The sequence below is a fragment of the Sulfurimonas sp. HSL-3221 genome, assembly GCF_021044585.1.
In the GTDB taxonomy this organism is placed as follows: domain Bacteria; phylum Campylobacterota; class Campylobacteria; order Campylobacterales; family Sulfurimonadaceae; genus Thiomicrolovo; species Thiomicrolovo sulfuroxydans.
Window position 1 is genome coordinate 2,123,122 of sequence record NZ_CP087998.1, and the last position, 22,941, is coordinate 2,146,062.

The 22,941-nt window shown below is 59.6% G+C and carries 23 protein-coding genes; 9 read left to right on the forward strand and 14 right to left on the reverse strand.

Annotation, left to right across the window (positions count from 1 at the left end; translation table 11 throughout):
• Positions 1–5: 5 nt before the first annotated feature.
• Both LOH54_RS10880 and gspG read right to left on the reverse strand, forming a co-directional pair.
• Complete coding sequence (locus tag LOH54_RS10880) at positions 6–572, reverse strand: prepilin-type N-terminal cleavage/methylation domain-containing protein (protein WP_231019102.1); 567 nt, start codon at positions 570–572, stop codon at positions 6–8.
• Positions 550–1,002, reverse strand: a complete 453-nt coding sequence (gene gspG, locus LOH54_RS10885) for a type II secretion system major pseudopilin GspG (RefSeq protein WP_231019103.1) — start codon at positions 1,000–1,002, stop codon at positions 550–552. Before gspG ends, LOH54_RS10880 begins: the two co-directional genes overlap by 23 nt.
• Before the next feature lie 158 nt (positions 1,003–1,160).
• Between gspG and LOH54_RS10890 the strand changes: the two genes are divergently transcribed.
• From LOH54_RS10890 to LOH54_RS10930, 9 genes are read left to right on the forward strand one after another with little or no spacing between them, the layout of a single operon-like run.
• The gene (locus LOH54_RS10890; RefSeq protein WP_231019104.1) at positions 1,161–2,063 is read left to right on the forward strand and encodes a hypothetical protein; all 903 of its coding nucleotides are present in this window, start codon (positions 1,161–1,163) and stop codon (positions 2,061–2,063) included.
• A 22-nt stretch (positions 2,064–2,085) separates the two neighbouring features.
• A complete protein-coding gene (locus LOH54_RS10895) occupies positions 2,086–3,003 on the forward strand; it encodes a hypothetical protein (protein ID WP_231019105.1) in 918 nt (305 codons plus the stop codon).
• A complete protein-coding gene (locus tag LOH54_RS10900; RefSeq protein ID WP_231019106.1) occupies positions 2,996–3,403 on the forward strand; it encodes a hypothetical protein in 408 nt (135 codons plus the stop codon). Before LOH54_RS10895 ends, LOH54_RS10900 begins: the two co-directional genes overlap by 8 nt.
• A complete protein-coding gene (locus LOH54_RS10905; protein WP_231019107.1) occupies positions 3,400–3,930 on the forward strand; it encodes a hypothetical protein in 531 nt (176 codons plus the stop codon). Before LOH54_RS10900 ends, LOH54_RS10905 begins: the two co-directional genes overlap by 4 nt.
• Entirely contained in the window at positions 3,914–4,723 is an 810-nt protein-coding gene (locus tag LOH54_RS10910) for a PDZ domain-containing protein (RefSeq protein WP_231019108.1), read from the forward strand. The genes LOH54_RS10905 and LOH54_RS10910 overlap by 17 nt, the downstream gene beginning before the upstream one ends.
• Positions 4,707–6,614 carry a secretin GspD/PilQ domain-containing protein gene (locus LOH54_RS10915; protein ID WP_231019109.1) on the forward strand — a complete coding sequence of 636 codons (1,908 nt, stop codon included), beginning with the start codon at positions 4,707–4,709 and terminating at the stop codon, positions 6,612–6,614. Before LOH54_RS10910 ends, LOH54_RS10915 begins: the two co-directional genes overlap by 17 nt.
• Before the next feature lie 2 nt (positions 6,615–6,616).
• On the forward strand, positions 6,617–8,131 hold the full coding sequence (locus tag LOH54_RS10920) for a GspE/PulE family protein (RefSeq protein ID WP_231019110.1): 1,515 nt from the start codon (positions 6,617–6,619) through the stop codon (positions 8,129–8,131).
• Entirely contained in the window at positions 8,131–8,604 is a 474-nt protein-coding gene (locus tag LOH54_RS10925; protein WP_231019112.1) for a prepilin-type N-terminal cleavage/methylation domain-containing protein, read from the forward strand. Before LOH54_RS10920 ends, LOH54_RS10925 begins: the two co-directional genes overlap by 1 nt.
• The gene (locus LOH54_RS10930; RefSeq protein WP_231019113.1) at positions 8,601–9,215 is read left to right on the forward strand and encodes a type II secretion system protein; all 615 of its coding nucleotides are present in this window, start codon (positions 8,601–8,603) and stop codon (positions 9,213–9,215) included. Before LOH54_RS10925 ends, LOH54_RS10930 begins: the two co-directional genes overlap by 4 nt.
• Positions 9,216–9,221: 6 nt before the next feature.
• Here LOH54_RS10930 and dxs read toward each other — a convergent pair whose 3' ends face one another.
• The 12 genes from dxs to LOH54_RS10990 form a co-directional block, all read right to left on the reverse strand.
• Complete coding sequence (gene dxs / locus LOH54_RS10935) at positions 9,222–11,057, reverse strand: 1-deoxy-D-xylulose-5-phosphate synthase (RefSeq protein ID WP_231019114.1); 1,836 nt, start codon at positions 11,055–11,057, stop codon at positions 9,222–9,224.
• Positions 11,058–11,130: 73 nt separating this feature from the next.
• The gene (locus LOH54_RS10940; RefSeq protein ID WP_231019115.1) at positions 11,131–11,997 is read right to left on the reverse strand and encodes a hypothetical protein; all 867 of its coding nucleotides are present in this window, start codon (positions 11,995–11,997) and stop codon (positions 11,131–11,133) included.
• Positions 11,998–12,009: 12 nt separating this feature from the next.
• Complete coding sequence (gene hisC, locus LOH54_RS10945) at positions 12,010–13,104, reverse strand: histidinol-phosphate transaminase (RefSeq protein ID WP_231019116.1); 1,095 nt, start codon at positions 13,102–13,104, stop codon at positions 12,010–12,012.
• The gene (gene pheA / locus LOH54_RS10950; protein WP_231021241.1) at positions 13,101–14,183 is read right to left on the reverse strand and encodes a prephenate dehydratase; all 1,083 of its coding nucleotides are present in this window, start codon (positions 14,181–14,183) and stop codon (positions 13,101–13,103) included. The genes hisC and pheA overlap by 4 nt, the downstream gene beginning before the upstream one ends.
• Before the next feature lie 20 nt (positions 14,184–14,203).
• Entirely contained in the window at positions 14,204–14,989 is a 786-nt protein-coding gene (locus LOH54_RS10955; protein ID WP_231019117.1) for an HAD-IIA family hydrolase, read from the reverse strand.
• A gap of 4 nt (positions 14,990–14,993) precedes the next feature.
• Entirely contained in the window at positions 14,994–16,208 is a 1,215-nt protein-coding gene (gene lysA / locus LOH54_RS10960; protein WP_231019118.1) for a diaminopimelate decarboxylase, read from the reverse strand.
• Between the two features lie 95 nt (positions 16,209–16,303).
• On the reverse strand, positions 16,304–17,383 hold the full coding sequence (locus LOH54_RS10965) for an LptF/LptG family permease (protein ID WP_231019119.1): 1,080 nt from the start codon (positions 17,381–17,383) through the stop codon (positions 16,304–16,306).
• 23 nt (positions 17,384–17,406) lie between these two features.
• Positions 17,407–17,964, reverse strand: a complete 558-nt coding sequence (gene pth, locus LOH54_RS10970) for an aminoacyl-tRNA hydrolase (protein ID WP_231019120.1) — start codon at positions 17,962–17,964, stop codon at positions 17,407–17,409.
• A 2-nt stretch (positions 17,965–17,966) separates the two neighbouring features.
• On the reverse strand, positions 17,967–18,503 hold the full coding sequence (locus LOH54_RS10975) for a 50S ribosomal protein L25/general stress protein Ctc (protein ID WP_231019122.1): 537 nt from the start codon (positions 18,501–18,503) through the stop codon (positions 17,967–17,969).
• Between the two features lie 70 nt (positions 18,504–18,573).
• The gene (locus tag LOH54_RS10980; protein WP_231019123.1) at positions 18,574–19,794 is read right to left on the reverse strand and encodes a type IV pilus twitching motility protein PilT; all 1,221 of its coding nucleotides are present in this window, start codon (positions 19,792–19,794) and stop codon (positions 18,574–18,576) included.
• Positions 19,795–19,797: 3 nt separating this feature from the next.
• The gene (locus LOH54_RS10985; protein ID WP_231019124.1) at positions 19,798–20,781 is read right to left on the reverse strand and encodes a transaldolase; all 984 of its coding nucleotides are present in this window, start codon (positions 20,779–20,781) and stop codon (positions 19,798–19,800) included.
• 342 nt (positions 20,782–21,123) lie between these two features.
• Complete coding sequence (locus tag LOH54_RS10990; RefSeq protein ID WP_231019125.1) at positions 21,124–22,923, reverse strand: Lnb N-terminal periplasmic domain-containing protein; 1,800 nt, start codon at positions 22,921–22,923, stop codon at positions 21,124–21,126.
• Positions 22,924–22,941: the final 18 nt, after the last annotated feature.

The window sequence follows — 22,941 nt, forward strand, 5'->3', positions numbered from 1 at the left end:
TCCCCTTAAAAGTCGTAGACCCGTTTGTCGTCGGGTATCAGTTCCGTACGGTTGTAAGCCGCCGCCGCGTCGTCGAGCGCCTCGAAACTCCGCGTCGGTTCCCCGTAGGCGTCAAACAGGTAGAAGCGCTCTTCCGATTCGACGATATAGCTCGAGCTGCTGTCGTTCGCCCGGAGCCTGAAGGCGAAGCAGACGTTCACGACATCCGTCTCCCCCCGGCGCACGGGCACGAAGGTGAAGGGCACGAACTGGCCGTACCGGTCTTTGCGGTAGACGGTGGGTTCCTGCTTGAAAAGGGTAATGTCCGCCCCTTCCACCGGCTGGCCGTCGACAAAGACGCTGCACTGCGCACAGGGCTCCGGACAGACGAGCGACACCTCCCCCTGCTCCGTCCGGAAAAGGGCAAGATAGGAGCGCAGCGTCTCCAGCGTGACGGCCCCTTTTCCCGCCGTCGGGGTGCGGCCCGTTGTCAGCTTGTTGATAAAAACGCCGTAGAGGATGGCGATCAGTACGACGACCAGCAGCAGTTCGAAGAGGGTAAACCCCCTCTTACTGCTTGATGCACTCGGCATAGGTGATATCTTTGCTCTCCGCGCTGCCGCCCTCTTTGCGGTCAGCCCCCAGCGAGATCAGGTTGATCCCCTCTTCGCCCGGGACGTAGATGTAGCGGTTCTTCCAGGGATCTTTGGGCAGGACGCCGTCTTGGAAATAGCCGCCCGAGCTGTAGTTGGGGTACTTCTCCGCATCCGGGTTCTTCGCCAGAGCCTCGAGTCCCTCCTCCGCGTCGGGGTAGTTTCCGTTATCGAGCCGGAACATATCCAGGGCGTTCTTGATCCCCTTCATCTGGACGCAGACGAGTTTCTGTTTCGCCTCTTCGCTCTTGCCAATCAGGTTCGGCATGACCAGCGCCGCCAGCAGCCCCAGAATGATGATGACGATCATCAGCTCCATCAACGTAAACGCCCGGCGGGCCGCACCCCGGTAGACTTTTTTGCTCTGCATGCACATCCTTGGAACCCTTCGCAACATACGGTATCACTCCGCCTCACGAAAGATAATTTTTTCGGCGATTATAGTATACTTAAAATAAACAGAGATAAAATGCTGGTCCAAAGCACGGAAAGAGGTATGATTTGCACCGAAAAGGGATAGCGCTGCTGATGACGCTCGCCTTCGTTACCGCCATCGCAGCCCTGATCGCCGTCGGGGGAAGCATCCTGGAACGGGGCTACAGCCAGACAGAGACGAAAGCGTTCCTCGTGCAGAGCAACACCCTGCTGCCGAGCATCTATTCGATCCTGAAACAGAATACGGCAGACATCAACGACTCCGACACCCTCGATATCCTCTTGAGCGTGCCCCTCTTCTTCGAGAACAAGCGCAACGGGATGATGATGGACATCACCTTCGCTTCCGATGCCGGGAGAGTCAACATTAACCACCTCGTCAAAAGTAACAGCGAGGTTACGGCGGACCCCTATGCCCCCCTCTCGCTCGACCCTGCGGTGGAGGGTTACCTTGAGCGTATACTGACCGTTTACAATGTTTCCGATACCATTCTGCTCATTTCCATGGTAGCGGACAGTATTGATATGGACACCAACGAACGTTTTCCGGGCTCGGAACTCAGCCTGAAAAGCCCGGATTTCACCCAGGGGCGCCTTTACGACATGCAGCATTTCAAGCAGGTGCTTGACGCCTACAAGCTGCTGACGCAGGATTTCAACATCGACGACATCCCCTGGGAGCACCTCATCGGCTTCCGCAATGAGGCCATCGACTTCAACCATATCGAACCCGACACCCTCCACTTCATCGATCCCGCCATCGACCCGGCGACCCTGGCGGAGATCACGACCAAGCGGGTCGCGACCTACGCCTCCCTCGACACCCTGCCCTTCGAACCGGAGACGAAACAGCTGCTGGAGGATCTCGGTGTCGCGTTTTACTCCCCGGACATAGTCGGCACCATGAACCTCCTGAGCAAGACCCGTAAAACGGCGTACACCTTTACCTACAATCTAGCCAACCAGAAAGTGAGCGAAATTGCAGTTTCCAATTAAGTTCCCCCGCTCGGAAACGCCCGTGACCACCCTGCTCCTCGACAAAGAGGCACAGCCCGTCGACGTTCAGGGAAGGGTCGATCTGGTCCTCTCCCCGTCGCTGTACTGGTTCCGTTCCGAAGCGCTTCCCGTCAAAACGGTCTTCCAGGCCAGAAAACTCGCCCCCTCCGTCTTTGACGCCATTGTTCCGGAGGGCATCTACAGCTACCATGTGCTTAAGCGCGACGACACCTTCTGGCTTTTTGCCTACAACGAAGAGCAGATCATCGGCACCATCGCCCGGTCGGGTATCCGCCCCACCGACGTCCGGCACCTCTATTTCGCCCAGACCGAATGCGCCGCCCTGGAAACCCCGCTGCGCCTCGGGGGGACGCGGATCCTCTCCAGCGTCGACGGCGTCGTCACGGAACTGCCCGCCCGGTATGCCGCCGATGCCGAGGATGCTCGCCATTTCTTCGAGAGCCATGCACGCCAAGGGCCCGCCGTCGGCATCACCCTTTACCACAGTGCCCTGCTGGACAAGAAGCAGTTCAAACGCCTCAGCATCGTCGCCGCCGTTTTCGCCCTGCTCTACGGCATCGAATATTTTACGGCCCGCGCGCATCTGGCCAGCGTGCTCGAGGAACAGGAGAAGATCGCGGAGACCTACCGCCTTCCCCAGACCTCTTTTGAGCGCAACGGGCTCATCAGCGCCCTGGAAAAGAAGCAGAAGCGTCAGACCCGGCTGCGGGAGACGGCCAAAGCCCTCTTTGACCTCCCCGCCGATGCGGAGAACCACCTGGAGCGTCTGACTCTAACCCCGCGTAACCTGACGGTCAGCGCCGTTTTCAAAGAACCGGCGAAGGCCGAGGCGTTCAAAAAAGCGCTCATGAACATCGGAACGATCTCCTCGGACAAACGTAAGGGCGACACCCTCTACCTGGAGGTGGCGTATGAATAAGATCAATATCGTCTATGTCTTCGGGGCGGCCCTTTTTCTCGCCCTGCTGATGTTCGTCCAGAGCAGCCGTACGGAGCACGCCGTCCAGAACGCCCTCAAAGAGAATGCCGAAACGGCACGGCTGGGCAAGCAGATCCGCACCGCGCAGCAGCAGTGGGATGACAGCAAGCAGCTCCAGCGCCGCATCGACGCCATCTTGATGCAGGGCGAGTTCAAATCCTTTGTGGACCGGAAAAACAAGAACGGACGCACCTACCAGGTACAGTTCACCCCGCTTCCGGCGCAGACCTTTGACCGCCTGACGACGAAACTCTTCAACACCCCGGTCACGATCTCGAAGATGACCGTCAGCCGGGGGAGCGACCAAAACGTCAGCCTGAGCGTGGAGTTTGCCCTATGAGCCGCGTGAAGATGCCCCTGCTCTATACTGCTGCCTTCGTGCTCTTCCTCCTCGTTTTCCTGCCGAAGACGGCCCTCTACCACGCGGCGGAGGAGCAGATCAAGCCCTTCGGCCTCGCCATCGCCGACGAAACCCCGGTGGACCGCGGGTTCGACTTCCTCCTCAGGGGCGGCAGCCTCTATTTCGAGGATCTGCACGTCGCGGACCTCGAACGGATCACCGTGACCCCATGGCTGCTTTACAATAGTGTCCGTATCGCCCCCTTTGCGTTTAGTCCGGATATGGAGGGGTTCACCCCGGCCGGCGTCGACGGCTTCAGCGTCACCTACTCCGTGCTTGATCCGCTGCATATCCGCCTGGAGGGTTCGGGGGCATTCGGCAGCGTTACCGGCGAGGTGGCCCTGATGGAGCGTAAGGTGACGATGGACCTGATCCCCTCCGCCGCCCTGCTCGCCAAGCGTCCCTTCTGGCTGAAACAGCTGCGGAGCATCGAAGGAGGGGCATACCGCTATGAAACAACGTATTAATCCGCTCTGGGTACGGCGCTTCATCGTTCTGGCCATCCTTGCCGCCGTCGCCAAAGCCCTGATGCTCGTGCTGGCAACGCAGCTTCCCTACGGGGGCGTGGAGCCGACCGTCGCCACGGGGGACAGCCTCAGCTACTCCCGCTACGCGCCCTCGCGTCTCTTCGGGATCGAAGCGCACAAAGCCGCGCCGAAAAGCAGCGGCAAGCAGACCGAGGTTTACCGCCTCGACGCCCTGACGCTCCGGGGGATCTACCTCGAAGCGCATAACGCCTTCATCCTCGTCGAAGAGGGAGTGAAGACCGAACTCTTCTCCATCGGCGACCGTTACAAGCGCTATACCCTCGTCGACATCCTCCCCGCCAAAGCGATCTTTGAAAAAGACGGGCAGCGCTATGCCCTCGCCTTCAAAGAGGAGAACATGGGGCCTGTCGCGACCGCCGCGGTGCCGTCATCATCCGTTGTCACCCAGAACGGCTTCACCTCCATCAAACGCAAGGAAGTGCGCTACTACTCCGAACACTTCGACGCGATCTGGCAAAACATCAAAATCCAGGAGGTCTACCGGAACAAGAAGCTCACCGGCTTCGAGGTCAAATGGATCAAAAAGGATTCGATCTTTGCTAAAATGGGACTACAGGAGCACGACATCATTACCGGCATCAACGGCAAACCCCTCACCTCCGTGGCAGAGGTGCTAAAGCTCTACAAGAACATGGACCAGATCGACAACCTGACCCTGGATATCCAGCGAAACAACACAGAAAGGCAGCTTGACTATGCAATTTACGACTAAACTCCTCACCCTGCTCGTCGCGGGGGCCCTGGCATTCGGCACTGCCGCGGCCGCACGCGAACAGGTCAATCTGAAGCTCCAGGACATCAAGATCGAGGAGCTGATCAAGATGGTCGGCAAAGCCAACGGCAAGAATATCCTGCTGGACAAGCCGATCCCCGGCACCGTCAACTTCGTCTCCTCCACGCCCATCTACAAAGACGAGCTCTTTACGATCCTGCTCTCCGTGCTTAACAGCAAGGGCTTTACGATGGTGCAGGAGGGAAGCTACCTGAAAATCGTCCGCCAGAACGTTGCCGTCAAGGAGAACCTGCCGATCACTGCCCGCAGCGGTTCGGCGCTGATGCAGACGCGCTTTATCTCCGCCAAAAACGAGAACATCGACGTGATCGCGGCAAAGGTCCGCCAGTTCCTCTCCCCGGCCGGAAAACTGCTGACGATCAAAGAGAACAACATGATGATCGTCAGTGACACCCCGGGCAATATCGGCGTGATTGAGACGATCGTCAAGAAGATCGACCGGGATCAGGCCAAAGACGTCCGCGCCGAATTTATCCTGCTCTCCAGTGCCAAAGCGAGCCGCCTGGCCGCCTCCATCACCAAGATCGCCAAAGCGATCATCAACCAAAAAGTCGAGAACAACAAGGTCGAGATCCTCAGCGACGACGCCACCAACGCCATTATTATTCTCGCGACCCAGGAAAACATCGACAAGTTGACCCCGCTCATCAGCCGTCTCGATGAAAAAGACGACTCGACCAATCAGCGCCTGACGATCATCCCTCTCGAGAACAGCGAAGCCAAGAACGTCGTCGCTTCCCTGCAGGCGGTACTGGACAAGAAAAAGTATGCCAAAGAGGCCGACAAGCCGACGGTGAGCGTCTATGACGAACTCAATGCCCTCGTCGTCTCCGGTCTGGATTCCGACATCAACGATATCCGTGCCATGATCAAAGTCCTCGACGTCGAAAAGCCGCAGGTCTTCGTCAAAGCCCGCATCATCGAGATCAACCAGAATATGGCCGACAGTATCGGTGTCAAATACGGTCTCGCGGGCGGGGCCGTCACCGATGCCGGCCTCTTCACCTTCGCCGCCGATCTCGGCGGCGCGGCCATCGCCTTTGACGGCGGCGGGCTGATCAATCTCAGCAGCGCCACCTTCGACTCGGGAATCGCCTTCGGCGCCACGATCGACTTCCTTGCCAGCAACGGCGCGGCGAACACCCTGTCGCAGCCGACCCTGCTCTGTGTCAACAACCAGGAGTCCTCCATCTACGTCGGGCGCACCGAGCCCATCGTCACCTCCACCGCCCAGGCCGCCGACACCACCTCCGTCGCGCGCAACACCTACACCCGCGAAGATATCGGTCTGACCCTCAAGATCAAACCGCGCCTCTCCCAGGGGAACAAGGTGACCCTGATCACGACGGCCAAACTCGAGGACATTCTCAACAGCTCCGTCGCGGGGCTTCCGAGCACGACCAAGCGTGAAGTCGTCACCACCGCCATTGTCGGCAACGGAGAAAGCGTCATTATCGGGGGGCTTATCTACGACAAGAACCGCGACGAAGCGCAGGGGATCCCCTACCTGCGCGACATCCCGCTCATCGGCGGCCTCTTCGACTGGCGATACAGTACCCACGAGAAGATCAACCTCGTCATCGTCCTGACGCCGTTTATCGTCCGCAACAGTGACGAGATGACGAAGATACGCAAACTGCTCCAGGAACTTGACGGTATCCAGGACGAATACGAAAAACTGATTGAGCAGAAACTCGAAGAGCGCAAAGAGGAGCTTGACAAGGATGCCTCCGACAGCAACACGAACGATGCTTCCCAGACATCCGCATCCGACAGCGCCCTCTCCGTCATCACTCCGGTCAAGCGGTAACCATGCTGAACATACCCGAACTCGAAGGTGTCGACCTCAAACCCCACCCGCTTGAGTCCGTCGACCTGAACCTCAGCCTGCGCAGCTACGTGCTCTTCAGCGAGATCGACGGCGAGGTCCATATCGTTCTTGGGCGGGCACACCTCTCCCAATCCTTCGATTTCCTGGCCAAATTCGACCTCGACCTCCCCCTCGTCATCGTCGATGCCGACTCCTTTGACCGCCTCTACAACAAGTTCCTAGAGATCCGGACCGACTCCGAGCTCAGCGGGATTGAACAGGAGCAGGAGGAGATCGAAGAGGAGGAGATGTCGCTTTCGGACTTCCTGCACACCTCTTCGGACCTGCTGACCAGCGAAGAGTCCGCGCCGGTCATCAAGTTCGTCAACGCCCTCTTCTACCAGGCCGTCAAACAGCGCGCCTCGGATATCCACGTCGAGGTGCACGAATACAAGGGCGAAGTGCGTTTCCGCGTCGACGGGGCATTGACCAAGCATGCCGACATCGAGAAACGGGTCGCCAACCTCATCATCAGCCGTATCAAGGTCATCTCCAACCTCGACATCGCCGAAAAACGCATCCCCCAGGACGGCCGTACCCACGTCAAGATCGCGGGAAAGACCCTCGACGTCCGGGTCTCCGTCCTGCCGACCTACTACGGCGAACGGGTCGTAATGCGTATGCTGATGCAGTCCGAGGACATTCCCCATCTCGAGGGGCTCGGCTTCGACCACGCCCTTACCAAGCACCTCGACGAGATGCTCAAACACTCCCACGGCATCATCCTCGTCACGGGACCGACGGGGAGCGGGAAGTCGACGACGCTGCACGCCTTTTTGCAGCAGGTGGCGACTCCCGATATCAACATCATCACCGTCGAAGACCCCGTCGAGTACAAGGCCGACAACATCAACCAGGTCCAGACCAACGCCAAAGCGGGCCTGACGTTCGCCTCGGGGCTGCGCTCCATCCTGCGCCAGGACCCCGATGTCGTCATGGTCGGGGAGATCCGCGACAGCGAAACGGCCGAGATCGCCATCCAGGCCGCTTTGACCGGCCACCTGGTCTTCTCTACCCTGCACACCAACAACGCTACCGCCTCGATCACCCGTCTCGTCGATATGGGCATAGAGCAGTTCCTCATCAGCTCTTCGCTGCTGGGGGTTCTTGCCCAGCGCCTTGTGCGCAAACTCTGCCCCGAGTGCAAACAGCAGACCGTCCTCGCCGACGAGTATGCCGAAGAGCTTGACCTTCCCAAAGGAGCGGTCGTCTTCGAGGAGCAGGGGTGCAAAGCATGCAACTACACCGGGTACGCCGGCCGCCAGGCGATCGGTGAGTTCTTCGAGATGACCGATGAGCTCGTCGCGATGCTCAAGGACCAGATCAACGACCACGACCTCCGGGCCAAGGCGATCGCCCTGGGGATGACGCCCCTCTCCGGCCAGCTCAAAACCCTGCTGCTGAACGGAACGACTTCCCTGCACGAGATCATCCGCGTCGGGGTCAAGGACGCCTGATGCGTCCCGCCTTCACCCTCGTCGAAGTGTTGGCCGCCGTCGCGATCGCAGCGATCGCGGGAGCGGCCCTGCTGAAAATGAACAGTTCCAACCTCTTCTTCCTCGGCCAGCTTGAACAGACCTCCCGCATGACCGAGGATCTCGCCGTCGCATCCCTGCATGCCGACAAACGCTTCCACCGCAGCGACAAGACGCTGTACGACCTGCTGCGCGACAGCTACACCATCGAAAACGACGACCTGCGTGCCTACCTGAAATCCCAGCAGTTCCGCTACACGGAAACCCTGGTCGACACCATCTCATTCGATACCGGGATGCTGACCGAAGGTGCGGAGACGGGCAAGGAGTTCGGTGCCAGGGACATCGAGGCCGCAGGCGCCGTGCCGCCGATCCAATTCGAACTTATCCAGGTGACACTCAGCGCCGAACGCCGGCACGGTTCCATGCTCACCATCAGGCCGATCTCCCAATGAAACGCACCGCCTTTACCCTGATGGAACTGCTGATCTCCGTCGTCCTGATCGCCATGCTGGCACTTTTCCTCTACGGGGCCCTCGGCGGAAGCCGCGCCAGCAATCAGACCATGCAGCGCCACGCCGATGCGGAGGCCAAACGGCTCAAACAGTTTACGCTGCTCTACCGCGACTGCGTCGAGTCCTACGCCTTCGGCGTACTCTCCACCAATGACAAGCACTACCAGGTGCTGCAGTTGCAGACAAAGAACTCCCTCTACGGCATCGCCGCGCCGTATGTGACCTACTTCGTCCATGCGGAGACCCTGCAGCTTGTGCGCCTGGAAGCCGCCTTTCCCATTGCCCTGCCGGTGCCCTACGACGACAAGGAACGCATCCACGTCAACGTCATCGACAGCGATGTGACGGACTTTAATATCTATACAGGGAAGGTGAAAGAGACGCAGGATAGCAATGCCACCACCGCAGCGGGCGACTCTGCGGCTGCCGCCGCGGGTGCAGGGGGTTCTACAGCAACACTGGAAGGGGGAGCCCGCACGATAAAGCCCCACCTGCTCTATCTGAAAACCAAGGGGACGCAGCAACCGCTGCTGATGGAGCTTGCTTTCTAAGAGGCCTTACACCTCCTGAAGGGTTGCTCGGATCCTCTCCGCGAGCTGTTCGGGGCGCAGCCCCAAGGACGCTTCCACTTTGAGCGTCGCGCCGTGGGTGATGAAGGCGTCTGCGTACTCAAAGCTTTGCAGACGGACATCTCCGATCCCCTCCGCGGCAAGCCACTCCAGCAGGGCGCTTCCCACACCGCCCGCGGCGGCAGAATCGCTGAAAACGTACCAGCGCTTGTGGCGGGTCGAGAGCATTCGGAGCAGTTCCGCATCGAGGGGCTTGGCGAAGCGCAGGTCCAGCAGGGCCGCAGGTATGCCGAGCTGTAAGAGGGTCTGCGCCGCGCGGCCGACCCCGTTACCGTACCCGATCAGCAGCAGATCGCTCTGCGCCTCGATCAGCAGCTCCGCCTTGCCGTATTCGAACGGCGCCGACTCCGGCAGCTCCGCCTCCAAAAATGCGCCCCGGGGGTAGCGCAGACCGAGCGGGCGGTCGAAGGCCGCCGCGAAAGCCACGGCCTGATGCATCGACTTTTCGTCACGCGGGGCGCAGAGCGTCATGTTCGGGATCGCACGCAGGAAACTGATATCAAAGGCTCCCTGGTGCGTCTCGCCGTCCTCGCCGACGATCCCCGCACGGTCCATCGCAAAAACGACCGGAAGGTCCATCAGACAGACATCGTGGATCACCTGGTCGTACCCGCGCTGCAAAAAGGTGGAGTAGATCGTACAGAAAGGTTTGAACCCCTCTTTGGCCAGTGCACCCATCGACGTCACGGCGTGCTGCTCGGCGATCGCCACGTCCCAGAAACGGTCGGGATACTTCTCGAGCAGGGGCGTCAGGCCGGTGCCGCTCGGCATCGCCGCCGTGACGCCGACGACCTTCTCATCACGGTCGGCCTGATGCATCAGCGCCTCGGTGTAGATCTGTGTCGCACTCTTGCTTCCCCCGCTTTTCTTCCGCGAGATGCCGCTGTCGATATCAAAGGGACCGACACCGTGCCACTGTTCGTGCTGACCCTCGGCGATTTTGTACCCTTTGCCTTTGACGGTCTGGGCATGGATGATCACCGGTTTGCCCATCGCACGGGCCGTCTCGAAGGTCTCGACAAGACGCTTGATATCGTGTCCGTCGACGGGGCCGATATACTCTATGCCCATCTCCTCGAAAATGATGCCAGGCGTGATCAGCTTGAACGACTCTTCGAAGCGCTTGGCCAGGTAGTGCGCCCCTTCGCCGAAATGGTCCACGAAGGTCTCCGTGCCGCGTTTGATCTTCTGGTAGAGCGGGCTCGCCATGGCGGAGCTGAGCATGCGGCTCACGGCCCCGATCGGCTTGGCGATGCTCATCTCGTTGTCGTTAAGAATGATCACCATCGGATATTCGCGCTCGCCCAGTTCGTTAAGCGCCTCGTAGGCCATCCCCGCGCTCAGCGCCCCGTCGCCGATCATCACGACGGGAATCCGCTCGTGCTGCTCCTGTTTGAGCGCGATCGCCTTCGCGGCGCCGACGCCGAGGGAGATGGAGGTAGAGGAGTGTCCCGCGACATAGTAGTCGTGCTCGCTCTCCTTGGGCTTCGTGTAGCCGCTGAGGCCGTCGAACTGGCGCAGGGTGGCGAACTCCTCCCAACGCCCTGTCAGCAGCTTATGGGCGTAGGCCTGATGGGAGACATCGAAAATAAAGGGGTCTTTGGATGAATCAAACACCGCATGCATCGCCACGATCAGCTCGGTCGCCCCCAGGGTGGAGCTCAGGTGCCCGCCGTTGGTACTGACCACGTCCAGGATCCGCTCCCGGATCGCGCGGCACTGTGCCTCCAGCGCTTCATAATCGTGCAATGGTTTTTGATTCATCCTATCCTCGTACAATGGCCTCTCCCTGAAAAGGGGGAAAAAGGTGAAGCATATTAGCGAAAAGGGGCTATTATCAACCTTCTCCGCCCCGGTGCGTATTCGCGGCTTCAGCTTCAAGTAATGTGATCAGCCCCTCGTGGGGGTGCCCACGGCGCAGTGTGTTCAGCAGTGCCGTGCGCGTCGCCGGAGAGAGGCTCCGATAGATCGCGAGCATCTTCGCCGTCGTCTCCGCGGGCCGCACTCTTTTTTGCAGCGCCTTCGCCTTCGCGGCGAAGAGCTCCGCCACCCGCGTGCGAAGCCCCTCGTCACAGCTTCCGCTGAACGCCATCCGTTCCCAGACCCGGTCGCGCTCATGAGAACCCATCGCCTCCATGGCCGCGGCGGCCTCCGCCGTCGCCAGTCCGAGAAGGTAGACGGCGACGGTCTGGGGATGTTCCCCCTCGAACAGTCGCGCCGTCCCGAAGACGGCACGGGCAGCCGGCACGGGGGCGGAAGGTTCCGGCGGCGGCCGCGTTTCAGTGTCCGCTGCAGCCGCCAGGGGTGTCGTGATCAAACCCCTTAGCAGCACGGCGAGCCGCCGCGACACCACTGCAAGCGCCCCCGCCGCCGCCATCAGCAGAAGCAGCATGCCTCCCTGGGCAGCCCGGTCGGGCTGCGGCCGGGCAGCTCCCAATGAGAGCCCCTGGCGCTGAAGACGTGCCGCATCGCTTTCATCCACGAGAATGCTGCCGTCCTTCTGAACGCGGTAATCGGCGTCAAGCAGCTCCAGCCGTTCGATCAGCCGTGCCGTCCCGACCGGGTCCGCGATGGAACCGATGGCGATCTCCGTATGGACAAAGGTGCGGTAAAGCATCCCTGCGATCAGGAGCGACCCGCACAGCAGAAGCGCGGCCAAAACAGCGGTTTTCGGGAGGGATGAAAAACCTTCCGCGCCCTTCATCCCGCCCTCCGGTCAGACCAACTCCGCGGCCAGGGCGAAAAAGCGGTCGTTCTCTTCGGGCTTGCCGACGGTGACGCGGATCGCGTTGAGGCCGTATCCGGCCAGGTTGCGCACGATCATTCCCTGACGCAGCAGGGCGTCGGCGACCTCCGTGGAGCTCGTCCCCTCCTTCAGACAGAGGGTAACGAAGTTCGTATAGCTCTCGATCGCCCGGATGCCATGCGCTTCGGCGAAGACTTCGTAACGCTCCATCTCCTCAAAGTTCTTCGCGATACAACTCTGCACAAAGGCTTCATCCTCCAGGGCCACGGAGGCGGCTTCGAGGGAGAGGGTCGTGATGTTGAAGGGCGGACGGAGCTTGTAGAGCGCGGTAATGATATCGCGCTGCGCGATACCGTACCCTACCCGCATTCCCCCGAGTCCGTACGCTTTCGAGAAGGTGCCCAGGTAGAGCACGTTGTCATACGCTTCGATGAGCTCTTTGGGCTCCAGAGCCTTGGCGGAATCCTTGTAGCGGGCGTACTCCATGTAGGCGCCGTCGACGATGACGAGCGTCTCCCTGTCGATCTTGGAGAGGAAGGCTTTCACCTCCGCCGCGTCGGCGCTGTCACCGGTCGGATTGTTCGGGGTGCAGAGGAAGATGATTGAGGGTTTATGCTCCAGGTAAAGGGCATAGAACTCGTCAAGGTCATGCGCGCGCGATGCCGTGCGGATCACCTCCGCGCCGACGTGATGGGCATAGATCTCGTACATCGCGAAGGTGATGCTGTTGATGAGGATCTTCTTGCCCGGCCCCGCCTTGGCGTGCACCGCGAATTCGATCACCTGGTCCGAACCGGCACCGATGACCACTTCATGCGGGTCGATGCCGAAACGTTTTGCCAAACCGTCCTTGAGCTTGTACATGGAGTCGTCCGGGTAGAGAGCCATCTTGGAAACGATCGCGCCGACCGCTTCTTGTACCTTCGGGGAGCACCCGAAAGGGTTCTCGTTGCTGGCGAGCTTGATAATATCCTTGGGCTCGATCCCGAACTCGCGCACGACCAGCTCGATCGGCTTGCCCGCCTCATAAACCCTGATGGCATCCAGTGTCTGATTGAAAGTCATTGTTCCCCTTCGACGTAGCTTCCCAGCCACGTCACTTCATCGGTATGTTTTTTCAGTATCTTCTGTACGTTTTTGTCATCGATATGGCCGTAGAAATCGATGAAGAACCAGTACCCGAATCCCTCCTGGCTCTTCGCAGGGCGGCTCTCGATTTTGCTGAGATTGATCTTCGCCTTGTCGAAATCATGCAGGAAATGCACGAGGACCCCGGCGCGGGTCGTCTTTTTCAGCTTGGCGAGAATGGAGGTCTTGTCCTGCCCGCTCGGCGCGTTCTTGAAATCGCTGAGGATGATGAACCGCGTCGTGTTGTCGTGGACGTCCTCGATGTTTTCGAACATCATCGGCACGCCGTAGAGTTTGGCGGCGATGTGGCTGCAGATCGCCGCGGCTTCCGGATCTTCCGAGGCCAGAATCGCCGCTTTTGCCGTCGACTCCACGGGGATCTGCTGCACGTTGAGCAGCCCGTGCTCGTTGAGGAAGTTCCGGCACTGCCCGAATCCCTTATCCTTGGAGTAGATACGCTTGATACCGTCCAGATGCGCCGCTTTGGTCGAAAAGGTCATGTGGATCGGCATGTAGAGTTCCGCGACGATCTTCATCGGGCTCGTCGCCAGCAGGTCGAGGGTCTCCCCGACGGCACCGTCCTGACGGCTTTCGATCGGCACGACACCGAACTTGGCACGTCCGCTCTCGAGGGCCTTGAAGACGCCCGCGATCGTACTCATGGGGAGGTATTCGCTCATGGCGCCGAAACGGCTCTCCGCCGCCTGGTGGGTGAAAGTCCCCTCGGGACCGAGGTAGACGATGCGTTCGGGCAGTTCCAGGTTGCGCGCCACCGCGAAGATCTCCAGGAAGATCGCCTCGATGGCGCCGGCGTTGAGCAGTCCGTGCTGTTCGGCGTTGACCGTCTCAAGACGCTGCAGGATCGCCTTTTCCCGTTCGGGGCGGTAGATCGGAGCCCCGCTCTTGTTTTTGATCTCTCCGACGCGCTCCACCACGGCCATGCGCTCATTGATCAGGGCCAGCAGCTCCGTATCGATGGCATCAATGGCGTCGCGGCACGCTTCAAGGGTCTCCAACGCTTTTATCGCTTCGCTTTTCACATCACACTCTTTCCGGGCGGAATCTCAGTAATGTCATTATACACCACCGTCCCCGATTCTTCCCTGCGCAGCCGCGCTGCAAGCGCGTCTCCCGGGCGTACCTTGCCGCTAAGGACCAGTACCGGGCGCATGCCCAGCGCTTCCCCGCCGGTCAGGTCCCCCGCGTAATCGTCGCTGATCATCGTCACGTTTTCAAAGGCCGCTTCCGGGCGCTGAAGACGCAGCAGACGCAGCGCTTCGCCGTAAAAGGCGTCCGAGGGTTTCCCGACGACGGTAAAGGGGACGGAAGCCGCGTAGGAGAGCATGCGCAGCAGCGCCCCCACCCCGGGAAAGCGCCGGTGCTGCGTCGCGTAGAGCGTCGTATCGTGCATGCCGACGAGCCGCGCGCCCTGCATCAGGAAGGGGATCATCTGCGCGAAATCCTCCGCCCCGTAATCGGCACGGACGGAGAGCAGGAGCGTTTGCGGCTTTTCATAATCCCGCACATACCCTAGGGCATCGAGCTGCGCCAGGAAGGTCTCGCTGCCGTAGGCGGCCACCCCCTGTTTGGGGACTTCCCGCTCCAGCAGCATCAGGGCATCGAGATAATGGGTCCGGGGGATGGCGAAACCGAGCGCTTGGAGATAGGCCAGGAAATCGCTGCTGGCGCGTTTGGTGTTATTGGTGACGACGAGGTAGGGAACCGCGCTGCGGTTGAGGGCGTCGATAAAGGCGGCGGCCCCGGGAATGGGCTGCTGGGCCCGGTCATCGATCAGGGTTCCCTGAACGTCGATGAAGTACATGGTTTCAGCCGAGGTATTTCAGCTCCGGCGCGACCAGGTCCTCGAAAGACTCCCGGTCCCGGATCAGACGGTCTGCGCCCGCTATGAGCGCGACTTCCGCCGCGCGGCCGCGGGTGTTGTAGTTGCTGCCCATGCCGAAGCCGTAGGCCCCGGCGCTGTGCACGACGAGCAGGTCGTTGTGCGCCATCGGCGGCAGCGGGTACTCCTTGGCGAGGAAATCCCCGCTCTCGCAGACGGGACCGACGATGTCCGCCGGCGTCTCGTCGCCTTCATGCGCCGTGGCGGGGACGATGCGGTGGTAGGCACTGTAGAGGCTCGGGCGGATCAGGTCATTCATCGCCCCGTCGACGACGACAAAGCGTTTTGCGCCGTTCTGCTTCTCGTAGAGCACCCGTGTCAGGAAGTAGCCGGCGTTGGCCGTCATGAAACGTCCCGGTTCGCAGACGACGGTGATGTCCATCCCCGTCAGGGTCGAAAGCACCGCCTGGGCATAATCGTAGGGTGTGATCGTCGTTTCGTCCTTGTAGCGGATACCGAGGCCGCCGCCGATGTCGAAGAACTTCAGCTCGATCCCGATGGCCGCTTTGAGCGAACGTACAAGGTCGGCGACGATCTCGCTCGCTTCGCGGATCGGGTCGAGTTCGGTGAGCTGGCTGCCGATGTGGAAATGGATCCCGACGGGCTCAATCCACTCCGAGGCGTTGGCCCGGATGTACATCCGTTTGGCCGCATCGATCTCGACCCCGAACTTGTTGTCATGCAGCCCCGTGGAGATGTAGGGGTGGGTCTTGGGGTCGATATTGGGGTTGACGCGGATGCTGATTCGGGCCACCTGCCCCAGCTCCTGCGCGATCATTTCGACACGCCCCAGCTCCGCCTCGCTCTCAAGGTTGATGTAGAGGATATCCCGCTCGATCGCCTCGCGGATCTCGTCGTCGCGTTTGCCGACCCCGCTGAAGATCACCTTGTACTTGGGTACGCCCGCCATCATCGCGCGGCGTACTTCGCCGATGGAGACGCAGTCCGCGCCGGCGCCGAGGTCGGCGAACTGTTTGACGACGCTGAGGTTCGAGTTGGCCTTGACGGCGTAGGAGATAAGGGATTTGCGTCCGCGGAACGCCTCTTTCAGCGTCTCGTACTGCGCACGCATCGCATCGAAATCGTACACGTAAAGCGGCGTACCGTATGTCTCTGCCAGGGAGTTGAAGTCCATTGACATGCTTCCTTCTTTCGGGGCATCGGCAACGTTTTACCGCCGTGGGGTGCCCGGGAAAATTCTTGCGCGATAATAGCGAAAAAGGGCTAAAGGGGGCGTTAGGAGTGCGCGTCGACGCCGTGCCCGCGGTTGCGGTACCAGAGTATCAGCGCCGCCGTGAAAAGCGCCAGGACCGGCAGGACGATGCCCACCTCGCTGGGGATCGTTTTGTTGTTGGAGAGCTCGGTGAGCATAAAGAGAAACGACCAGGTCATCATCGTCGCCAGGATCGCGACGAAACTGAATAGCGTGATGTTGAGAAACCGGGGGCTGATCGGAACGAAAAAGAAGATCAATATGATCAGGCTCGGCACGAAGAGCGGCGTGATGAAAATACGGTAGAGCGCGCTTTTGATCTTGTCGATATTGAGATTCTCGCTCCCCAGCAGCATCAGGGCGTCGATCGCATCAAGAATGGTGTAGTTCACCTTCCCCTCGTATACCTGGTCGAGGATCTTCGGACGGAACCCCTCGAGCAGGGTCAGGTCCTGCAACTGCGTGACGGTGATCCCCTCCCCCTCCAGGCTCAGCGTTTTGGGCTTCTGGAGCGACACCGCGTGGTTGAGGTGCCAGTGCTCGTCGGCGTAATAGGCCCCCTCGGCGGAGAGCACCTGCTGCAGCGCGCCGTTTTCATGGGTGAAGATGCGGATGTCCTCGGCTCGTTCCTGGAGCGGGTAGAGCTTCCCGAAATAGACGTAGCGGTCTTTGAAGGTAAAAAAGAGGTTGCTGGTCGGCTGCAGGTACTGCGCGGAACGGCGGATATTGTTCGCGTACTCGTCCGCCCGGGCAAACGAAGTCGCATGCAGGGCGATATAGAGGGTCATGATCGCCACGGCAACGCCGACGAAGGGCTTGATGACGTCGGTTTTGTTGTACCCCAGCGCATAGATCGCCACCAGGGCGTTGGAACGGATCAGGAAAATCTTCGTCGCAATCATCGCGAAGACCAAAGAGAGCGGCAGCAGCATATCGACGGCAAAAAAGGTTTTGTAGGTGAGGTAGATGACGATAAGGTTGGCCGACTGCAGCTTGTCCGCGCTCTCCATGTAGTCAAACCCGACCATGAAAAAGACGAGGGCAAAGAGGATGACGGCGATGTACTTGAGGTAGTGATAGGCGATATACCGGAACATCAACATCGCAGGCCCCTGAAAAATATCGGTTATTGTAACGGAGTTTTTTTGACGGTGTACTTAGAGGCGACCTCGTCCATGCCCATGCGCGTCAACGCCTCCACCGCGTCAGCGGCCCGCTCGATCCACTCGGGGAGGCATTCGGCCTCCTGCGGCGTAAAGGCGCTCAGAACATAGTCGGCGACACGGTTGCGATCCCCGGGGTGGCCTATTCCCATCCGCACCCGGACATAATCGGGTGAAATCGCTGTGTCGGTCGATTTGAGGCCGTTGTGCCCCCCGTGTCCGCCCCCGCGCTTGAAACGCAGCGTCCCGAACGGCAAGTCCAGGTCGTCATGAATGACAATGACCTCATCGATCTTGTAAAAACGTTTAACGTTACCGATGGAACGCCCTGACAGGTTCATAAAAGTGAGCGGTTTGAGTAAAAAATGGGAGGAAAATTTATAGAGGTCGCCTTCAAAGACGGCTTTTTTGACGGCATCGCATTGATGGCGCCGCAAGAGCGCATCAATGACCATGAACCCGACATTGTGCCGGGTCTTCTCATACGCCGAACCCGGGTTACCCAGTCCGACGATCAGCAAAGTTACTTCGCTTTGATGATGGAGAGAACGGAAACGCGGTCAGCGTCTGTGAAAGTAAACGCTTCGGATTTCTCCAGGTCGCGAATCAAGATGGAGTCACCGAGGTCGAGCGGAGCGACATTGACAGTGATCGTATCCGGGATCTGATCGATCGCACCTTTGACGCGCAGACGCTTCTTCGCGATGTAGAGCATCCCTTTGTTCTTCAGACCGACCGGAGAACCTTCCGTTTTGACCGGAACGTTGTAGTGGGTAACGACACCCGGCTGCGCGACCATCAGGTCAACGTGCAGCAGGTTACCGGACACCGGATGAGACTCATACGCCTGAACGACAACGTTCATCTCCTGATCACCGACTTTTACCGGAAACGCCAGGGTGTCTTTGTTGCGAACTGTACGGATGAACTCATTCATCTTGAAAGCGGCGTGAACGTTTTCAAGCCCCTTTCCGTAGATGTTGGCAATCAGATAACCATCGCGGCGGAACGCTTTCGTTGCGCTTTTACCGGTACTCTCTCTAACAATACCTTCCAACATAGGTGTGTCCTTGTAATAAAATAGGACGGAATAATACTTAAATATTCTTTAAAAACAGCTAAAGAGCATGCTACTCGCTCTTGAGCTGGAAAATCTCGTCTTCACTGAAGCGCGGCTTGTCGTCATCCTCTCCTCCGGACTTCTGCGTACTGCCGTCTTTCGCGGTCACGCGGCTGGTGAGCCCCTCCATCCGAAGCTTGAGGTCCGCCGGAGACGTCGCATATTTGAACGCCTGCTCCGTCGAGATCCGCTTGGCGTTCCAGAGGTCCAGGATCCCCTGGTCGAAACTCTGGGAGCCGTAGATATCCTTCCCCTCCTCGATAGCGTCGCGGATCTCGCTGTCGCGGTCTTCCATAATGAGCTGCGCGACATAGGGCGTATTGACGAGGATCTCGAGGGCCGCCGTCCGTTTGCCGTCGACGGTGGGGATCAGGCGCTGGGAGATGACCCCTTCCAACACCGCCGCCAGTGTCATACGGACACGGTTCTGCTCCCCGGTCGGGAAGATGGAGATGACACGGTTGATGGTCTCCTTCGCATCCAGGGTGTGCAGGGTCGAGAAGACGAGGTGCCCCGAGTCCGCCGCGTGCAGCGCCGTCTCGACGGTCTCGATATCCCGCATCTCCCCGACGAGGATGATGTCGGGGTCTTCACGCAGTACGGCGCGCAGGGCGTTGGCGAAGCTTTTCGTATCCTGCCCGACACTGCGCTGGTTGACGATGCATTTGCGGTCTTTGTGGACGAATTCGATCGGATCCTCGATCGTGACGATGTGCTTGCGCAGCGACCAGTTGATCTCGTTGATGATCGCCGCGAGCGTCGTCGATTTCCCCGAACCGGTGACCCCGGTGACCAGGACCAGGCCCCGCTCGGTATGGGCGAATTTGTGGACGACCTTCGGCAGCCCGAGGTCATCGATGGAGACGATCTTGACGGGAATGACACGGAAGACCGCGGAGACCCCGTCCATCTGGAAAAAGATGTTGACACGGAAACGGGTATTCTCATCGAAAGAGTAGACAAGGTCGAGCTCTTTTTGCCGGACGAACTCGGCGAAGCGGGTCCGCAGCAGCTCCTTGGCAAAGGTGAGCGCCTCCTCTTTCTTGAAGATCTCGCCGCTGAGTGGCGTAATGTCACCGTTGATACGGGCGCGCACGACGGAGTTGGCCTTGAGATGGAGGTCGGACCCCCCGGCATCCATCATCCGCTTCAGGTAGCCGCGCACCCGCCGCAGCGTTTCAAAGGTCAGGTTCTCAATATTGATATCGGTATCGACTTGATTTGTACTCATAAATTACTCCAATTCTGCCAGGATTTCGGCAAACGCCGTTTTGAATGCTTCGAGGCCCTCGGCCATCAGTTGGGCGCAGACCGCTTCGAGATCGACCCCGGCCGCTGCCACGGCGTCGAAGTGCGCTTCGATCCGATCCGCATCGAGGGGCAGTTTCGCCTCTTTGTCGCCATGGGCCACGAACGCCTCGATCGTCTCGATCGGCGCGGTATTCACGCTGTGCGCCGCCAAAAGCGCATCGACGTAGTAGGAGGGGCACAGGCCGCCCCCCTTGACCCCCGTCGATGCGAAGAGCGCCCGGCAGCGCGGCACCTCCAGCCCCTCGATCGCTTCGTAGATCGCTGCGGCGTTATAGACGCCCGCCAGGGATGGCTGTACCCCCTTGGACTCCAGGGCCGCATCGATGGCGCGGTCCAGGCGGCTGACAAAGATACTGATCACCGTATCGACCTGCGTGGCACCCTTCTCCAAACCCCGAGCGAAGGAGTTGGCACAGGCCAAAGCCTGCGCCTTGGAGAAGATCAATGTCGCGTTGACGGGGATCCCTTCGCCGACGAGTGTCTCCATGGCGACATACCCCGCGTCCGTTGCGGGAACCTTGATCATCACGTTGGGACGGCTGATCTCCCTGAAAAGGCGGCGCCCCTCTTCGATCGTACCGACGGCATCGTCGCAGAGATAGGGGTCGACCTCGATGCTGACATAGCCGTCATTGCCCTGATCGAACAGTGGCCGTAATGCATCCGCCGCCTTCTGGATATCCGTAATCGCCAGGGCCTCGTACTTTGCCTTGGGGGTATGATTCTGCAGCGTCTCGAGCTGCATCTGGTAAGCCGGCGACGTCAAAATAGCGTTTTTAAAAATGGCGGGGTTGGACGTCGCTCCGTTGACAATTCCCTGTTCAACAAGCCGTTTCAGACCCGTATCGATAAAATCGCGTTCAATGAAATCGGCCCAGAGGGAAAACTCTATTTGCGGGATATACATCGTCTCTCTTCTTTTCTGATATAGTCTACTGATTATAACCGAAAGCGGCAGCAGTGTCTATAAAAGTATGGGTACCTCTAACAACCCTGTACGGTCTCAGCACTGCAGAGAAAGTCATAATCAAGGCGACGCGTTGAAGGCCTAGCCATAGCTAAGTCGAAAAGCGGCAACGCCGAGTATGGCTTTTCTCTGCAGTGCCCTGAGGGAGGGCTTTTGAAGCACGATCTTTCCTCCGTTTTCTTCTTGACTTAGCTACGGCTAGACCTGCGCAGAAAACAAAGAAAATCTCACGCTTCAAAAATCCTCTGAGATCCATACGGGGTTGTTAGAGGTGCCAGCACGTTAATAATAGTGGACAAATTCAGCCGTGAAACTGCGTTGCGCTCCCGCCGTTTTATCCGTGTAGTCGAAGGCAAGTTTCAGGGCGTTGTTCTGTGAAAGGCGGCTGGTGTGTTCCACCCGTCCCGTCCACTGGCGCATCCCGTCCGCATAGAAACGGTACCCCCCTTCCGCGGCCAGCTTGGAACCTCCCCCCACTTCGAAAAGGAGCCCGAGCGTCGTTTTGAGCGCACCGTACCCTTTGTCCGTCACGAACAGTTCCGGCTCCGCCAGGGCATACCCGTACCCCCATGTGCCTCCCGCCGCGACGCCCGCTCCCACGGCCATACTGAAGAGCGTGTCCCGAGAAATGAAGTTCTGGTCCCACCCCGCGTGCATCCGCCAGGAGAAGGGTTTAAAAAAGGCGCTCTGCGGGGCGATGGACGTAATGGAGACGATGGTCGCCTTTTCGACCGCGGCACCGTCTTGGTCATAGCGCGCCAGAAGGTCCAAAAACTCGATCTGCGTTCCCGGCATGAATCCGATGTCACTGTCGCCGAGGTCGTGATAGGCCGGGCGAATGCCCAGCTGCTGATAGGGGTGGCCGTCCCGCCATCCCGTCCCCAACTGCGCCCGGGTCGCCCGGTGCCCCTCGTCAGGATTGCGCGGCGTTGCCACCGGCAGCTTCTCCCCCTTCCCCAGCGACGCCCGGGCGGAGAGGATGGCGTGGAAACGCTCCGAATAGGTCGCTTTGTCCACCGCTCCTTTCATCAAACGGTACTCGGCCAGCTCCGATGCGGCTTCAAGGGTGTAGCGTTTCATCTGCGTGTCACGTGCCGAGTCGTTCAGGACTGTCCCGGGGGTAAGCGTCCCGTCGGCCAGTGCCATGGCTTCGGTTTCGCCGCGGCGGTCCAGTACCTTTTCGTAGGCCAGCAGCAGTGTCCGTTTCGAGGGACGGTAGTGCTTGGCCCGTACCAGCCTCTCCTCCTCGGTGGCATGCACGGTCTCCATCGGGATGATGTGATAGGCGAAGTGGCCGCGCACATCGACGTCCGGCCGGGCGATCTCCATCAGCCAGAGCATATTGTACGAACAGTTCTCGTCAAAGAAGAAGTACCAGTTGTACACCCCCTTGAGCTCCCAGATGTGGCGGATCATGGCCATCACCTCGTCATGGTCTAGGTCCAGGTCGTACTCCCAAACGTCGCGCTGTTCCGTATCCCGGTACTCTTTGAGCTTTTCATAATAGGGCAGCAGGGAGTAAAAACCGGGGTAGCCCCCGAAGAGCCCTTTGACCGCGAAGACGACGCCGTTCTCCTTGTCCGGGTCTGCGCCGGCGGCGTAATTGATGGCATAGGAGAGCATCTTCGATTCATAGGAGGAGTCGATACGCAAGAAAGTGTGGCCGAACATGGAAGCCGGGGAGTTGATATGCGCCGACGAGAAGACCAGCGTCACCGACTGCGGGTCCATCTTCCGCACCAGCGTCTCGTAGGCGCTACAGTGCAGCTCCGGCAACCCCTCCAGTCCCAATGTCTCCTGCAGCCAGGCGCGGCGGGCGGGAAAGCGGCACCCCGTCGCGTTGTCGTCGAAGCGGGTTTCATTGTAAAGCGCCGCGAGCGTCGCATTGAGTTCGGCTTCCGCGTCGCACTTGCCTCCGGGGGCGAGGAAAAACGCCGGATCGTCGACTTCGCTGACGTCTGAGGGCATATGCAGCAGCAGGTGCCAGTAGCGGCTTTTGGCCACCCCCGTCGCCGCCGCCTTTTCCAGGGCGTTTTCCAATACGTTTGCCTGCAGGATGTACGGCAATATCATCACTATCATCAGGAAACGGTACAAGAA

Coding starts and splice junctions, on each gene's coding strand:
- LOH54_RS10965 (WP_231019119.1), bottom strand. CDS start 17,383: ATGTTGATGTTCCGGTATATCGCCTATCACTACCTCAAGTACATCGCC.
- lysA (WP_231019118.1), bottom strand. CDS start 16,208: ATGTCAATGGACTTCAACTCCCTGGCAGAGACATACGGTACGCCGCTT.
- LOH54_RS10925 (WP_231019112.1), top strand. CDS start 8,131: ATGCGTCCCGCCTTCACCCTCGTCGAAGTGTTGGCCGCCGTCGCGATC.
- LOH54_RS10955 (WP_231019117.1), bottom strand. CDS start 14,989: ATGTACTTCATCGACGTTCAGGGAACCCTGATCGATGACCGGGCCCAG.
- LOH54_RS10915 (WP_231019109.1), top strand. CDS start 4,707: ATGCAATTTACGACTAAACTCCTCACCCTGCTCGTCGCGGGGGCCCTG.
- LOH54_RS10985 (WP_231019124.1), bottom strand. CDS start 20,781: ATGTATATCCCGCAAATAGAGTTTTCCCTCTGGGCCGATTTCATTGAA.
- LOH54_RS10905 (WP_231019107.1), top strand. CDS start 3,400: ATGAGCCGCGTGAAGATGCCCCTGCTCTATACTGCTGCCTTCGTGCTC.
- LOH54_RS10880 (WP_231019102.1), bottom strand. CDS start 572: ATGCCGAGTGCATCAAGCAGTAAGAGGGGGTTTACCCTCTTCGAACTG.
- LOH54_RS10990 (WP_231019125.1), bottom strand. CDS start 22,923: ATGATAGTGATGATATTGCCGTACATCCTGCAGGCAAACGTATTGGAA.
- LOH54_RS10940 (WP_231019115.1), bottom strand. CDS start 11,997: ATGAAGGGCGCGGAAGGTTTTTCATCCCTCCCGAAAACCGCTGTTTTG.
- LOH54_RS10975 (WP_231019122.1), bottom strand. CDS start 18,503: ATGTTGGAAGGTATTGTTAGAGAGAGTACCGGTAAAAGCGCAACGAAA.
- gspG (WP_231019103.1), bottom strand. CDS start 1,002: ATGCAGAGCAAAAAAGTCTACCGGGGTGCGGCCCGCCGGGCGTTTACG.
- dxs (WP_231019114.1), bottom strand. CDS start 11,057: ATGAATCAAAAACCATTGCACGATTATGAAGCGCTGGAGGCACAGTGC.
- LOH54_RS10910 (WP_231019108.1), top strand. CDS start 3,914: ATGAAACAACGTATTAATCCGCTCTGGGTACGGCGCTTCATCGTTCTG.
- hisC (WP_231019116.1), bottom strand. CDS start 13,104: ATGACTTTCAATCAGACACTGGATGCCATCAGGGTTTATGAGGCGGGC.
- LOH54_RS10890 (WP_231019104.1), top strand. CDS start 1,161: ATGACGCTCGCCTTCGTTACCGCCATCGCAGCCCTGATCGCCGTCGGG.
- LOH54_RS10900 (WP_231019106.1), top strand. CDS start 2,996: ATGAATAAGATCAATATCGTCTATGTCTTCGGGGCGGCCCTTTTTCTC.
- LOH54_RS10930 (WP_231019113.1), top strand. CDS start 8,601: ATGAAACGCACCGCCTTTACCCTGATGGAACTGCTGATCTCCGTCGTC.
- LOH54_RS10980 (WP_231019123.1), bottom strand. CDS start 19,794: ATGAGTACAAATCAAGTCGATACCGATATCAATATTGAGAACCTGACC.
- LOH54_RS10920 (WP_231019110.1), top strand. CDS start 6,617: ATGCTGAACATACCCGAACTCGAAGGTGTCGACCTCAAACCCCACCCG.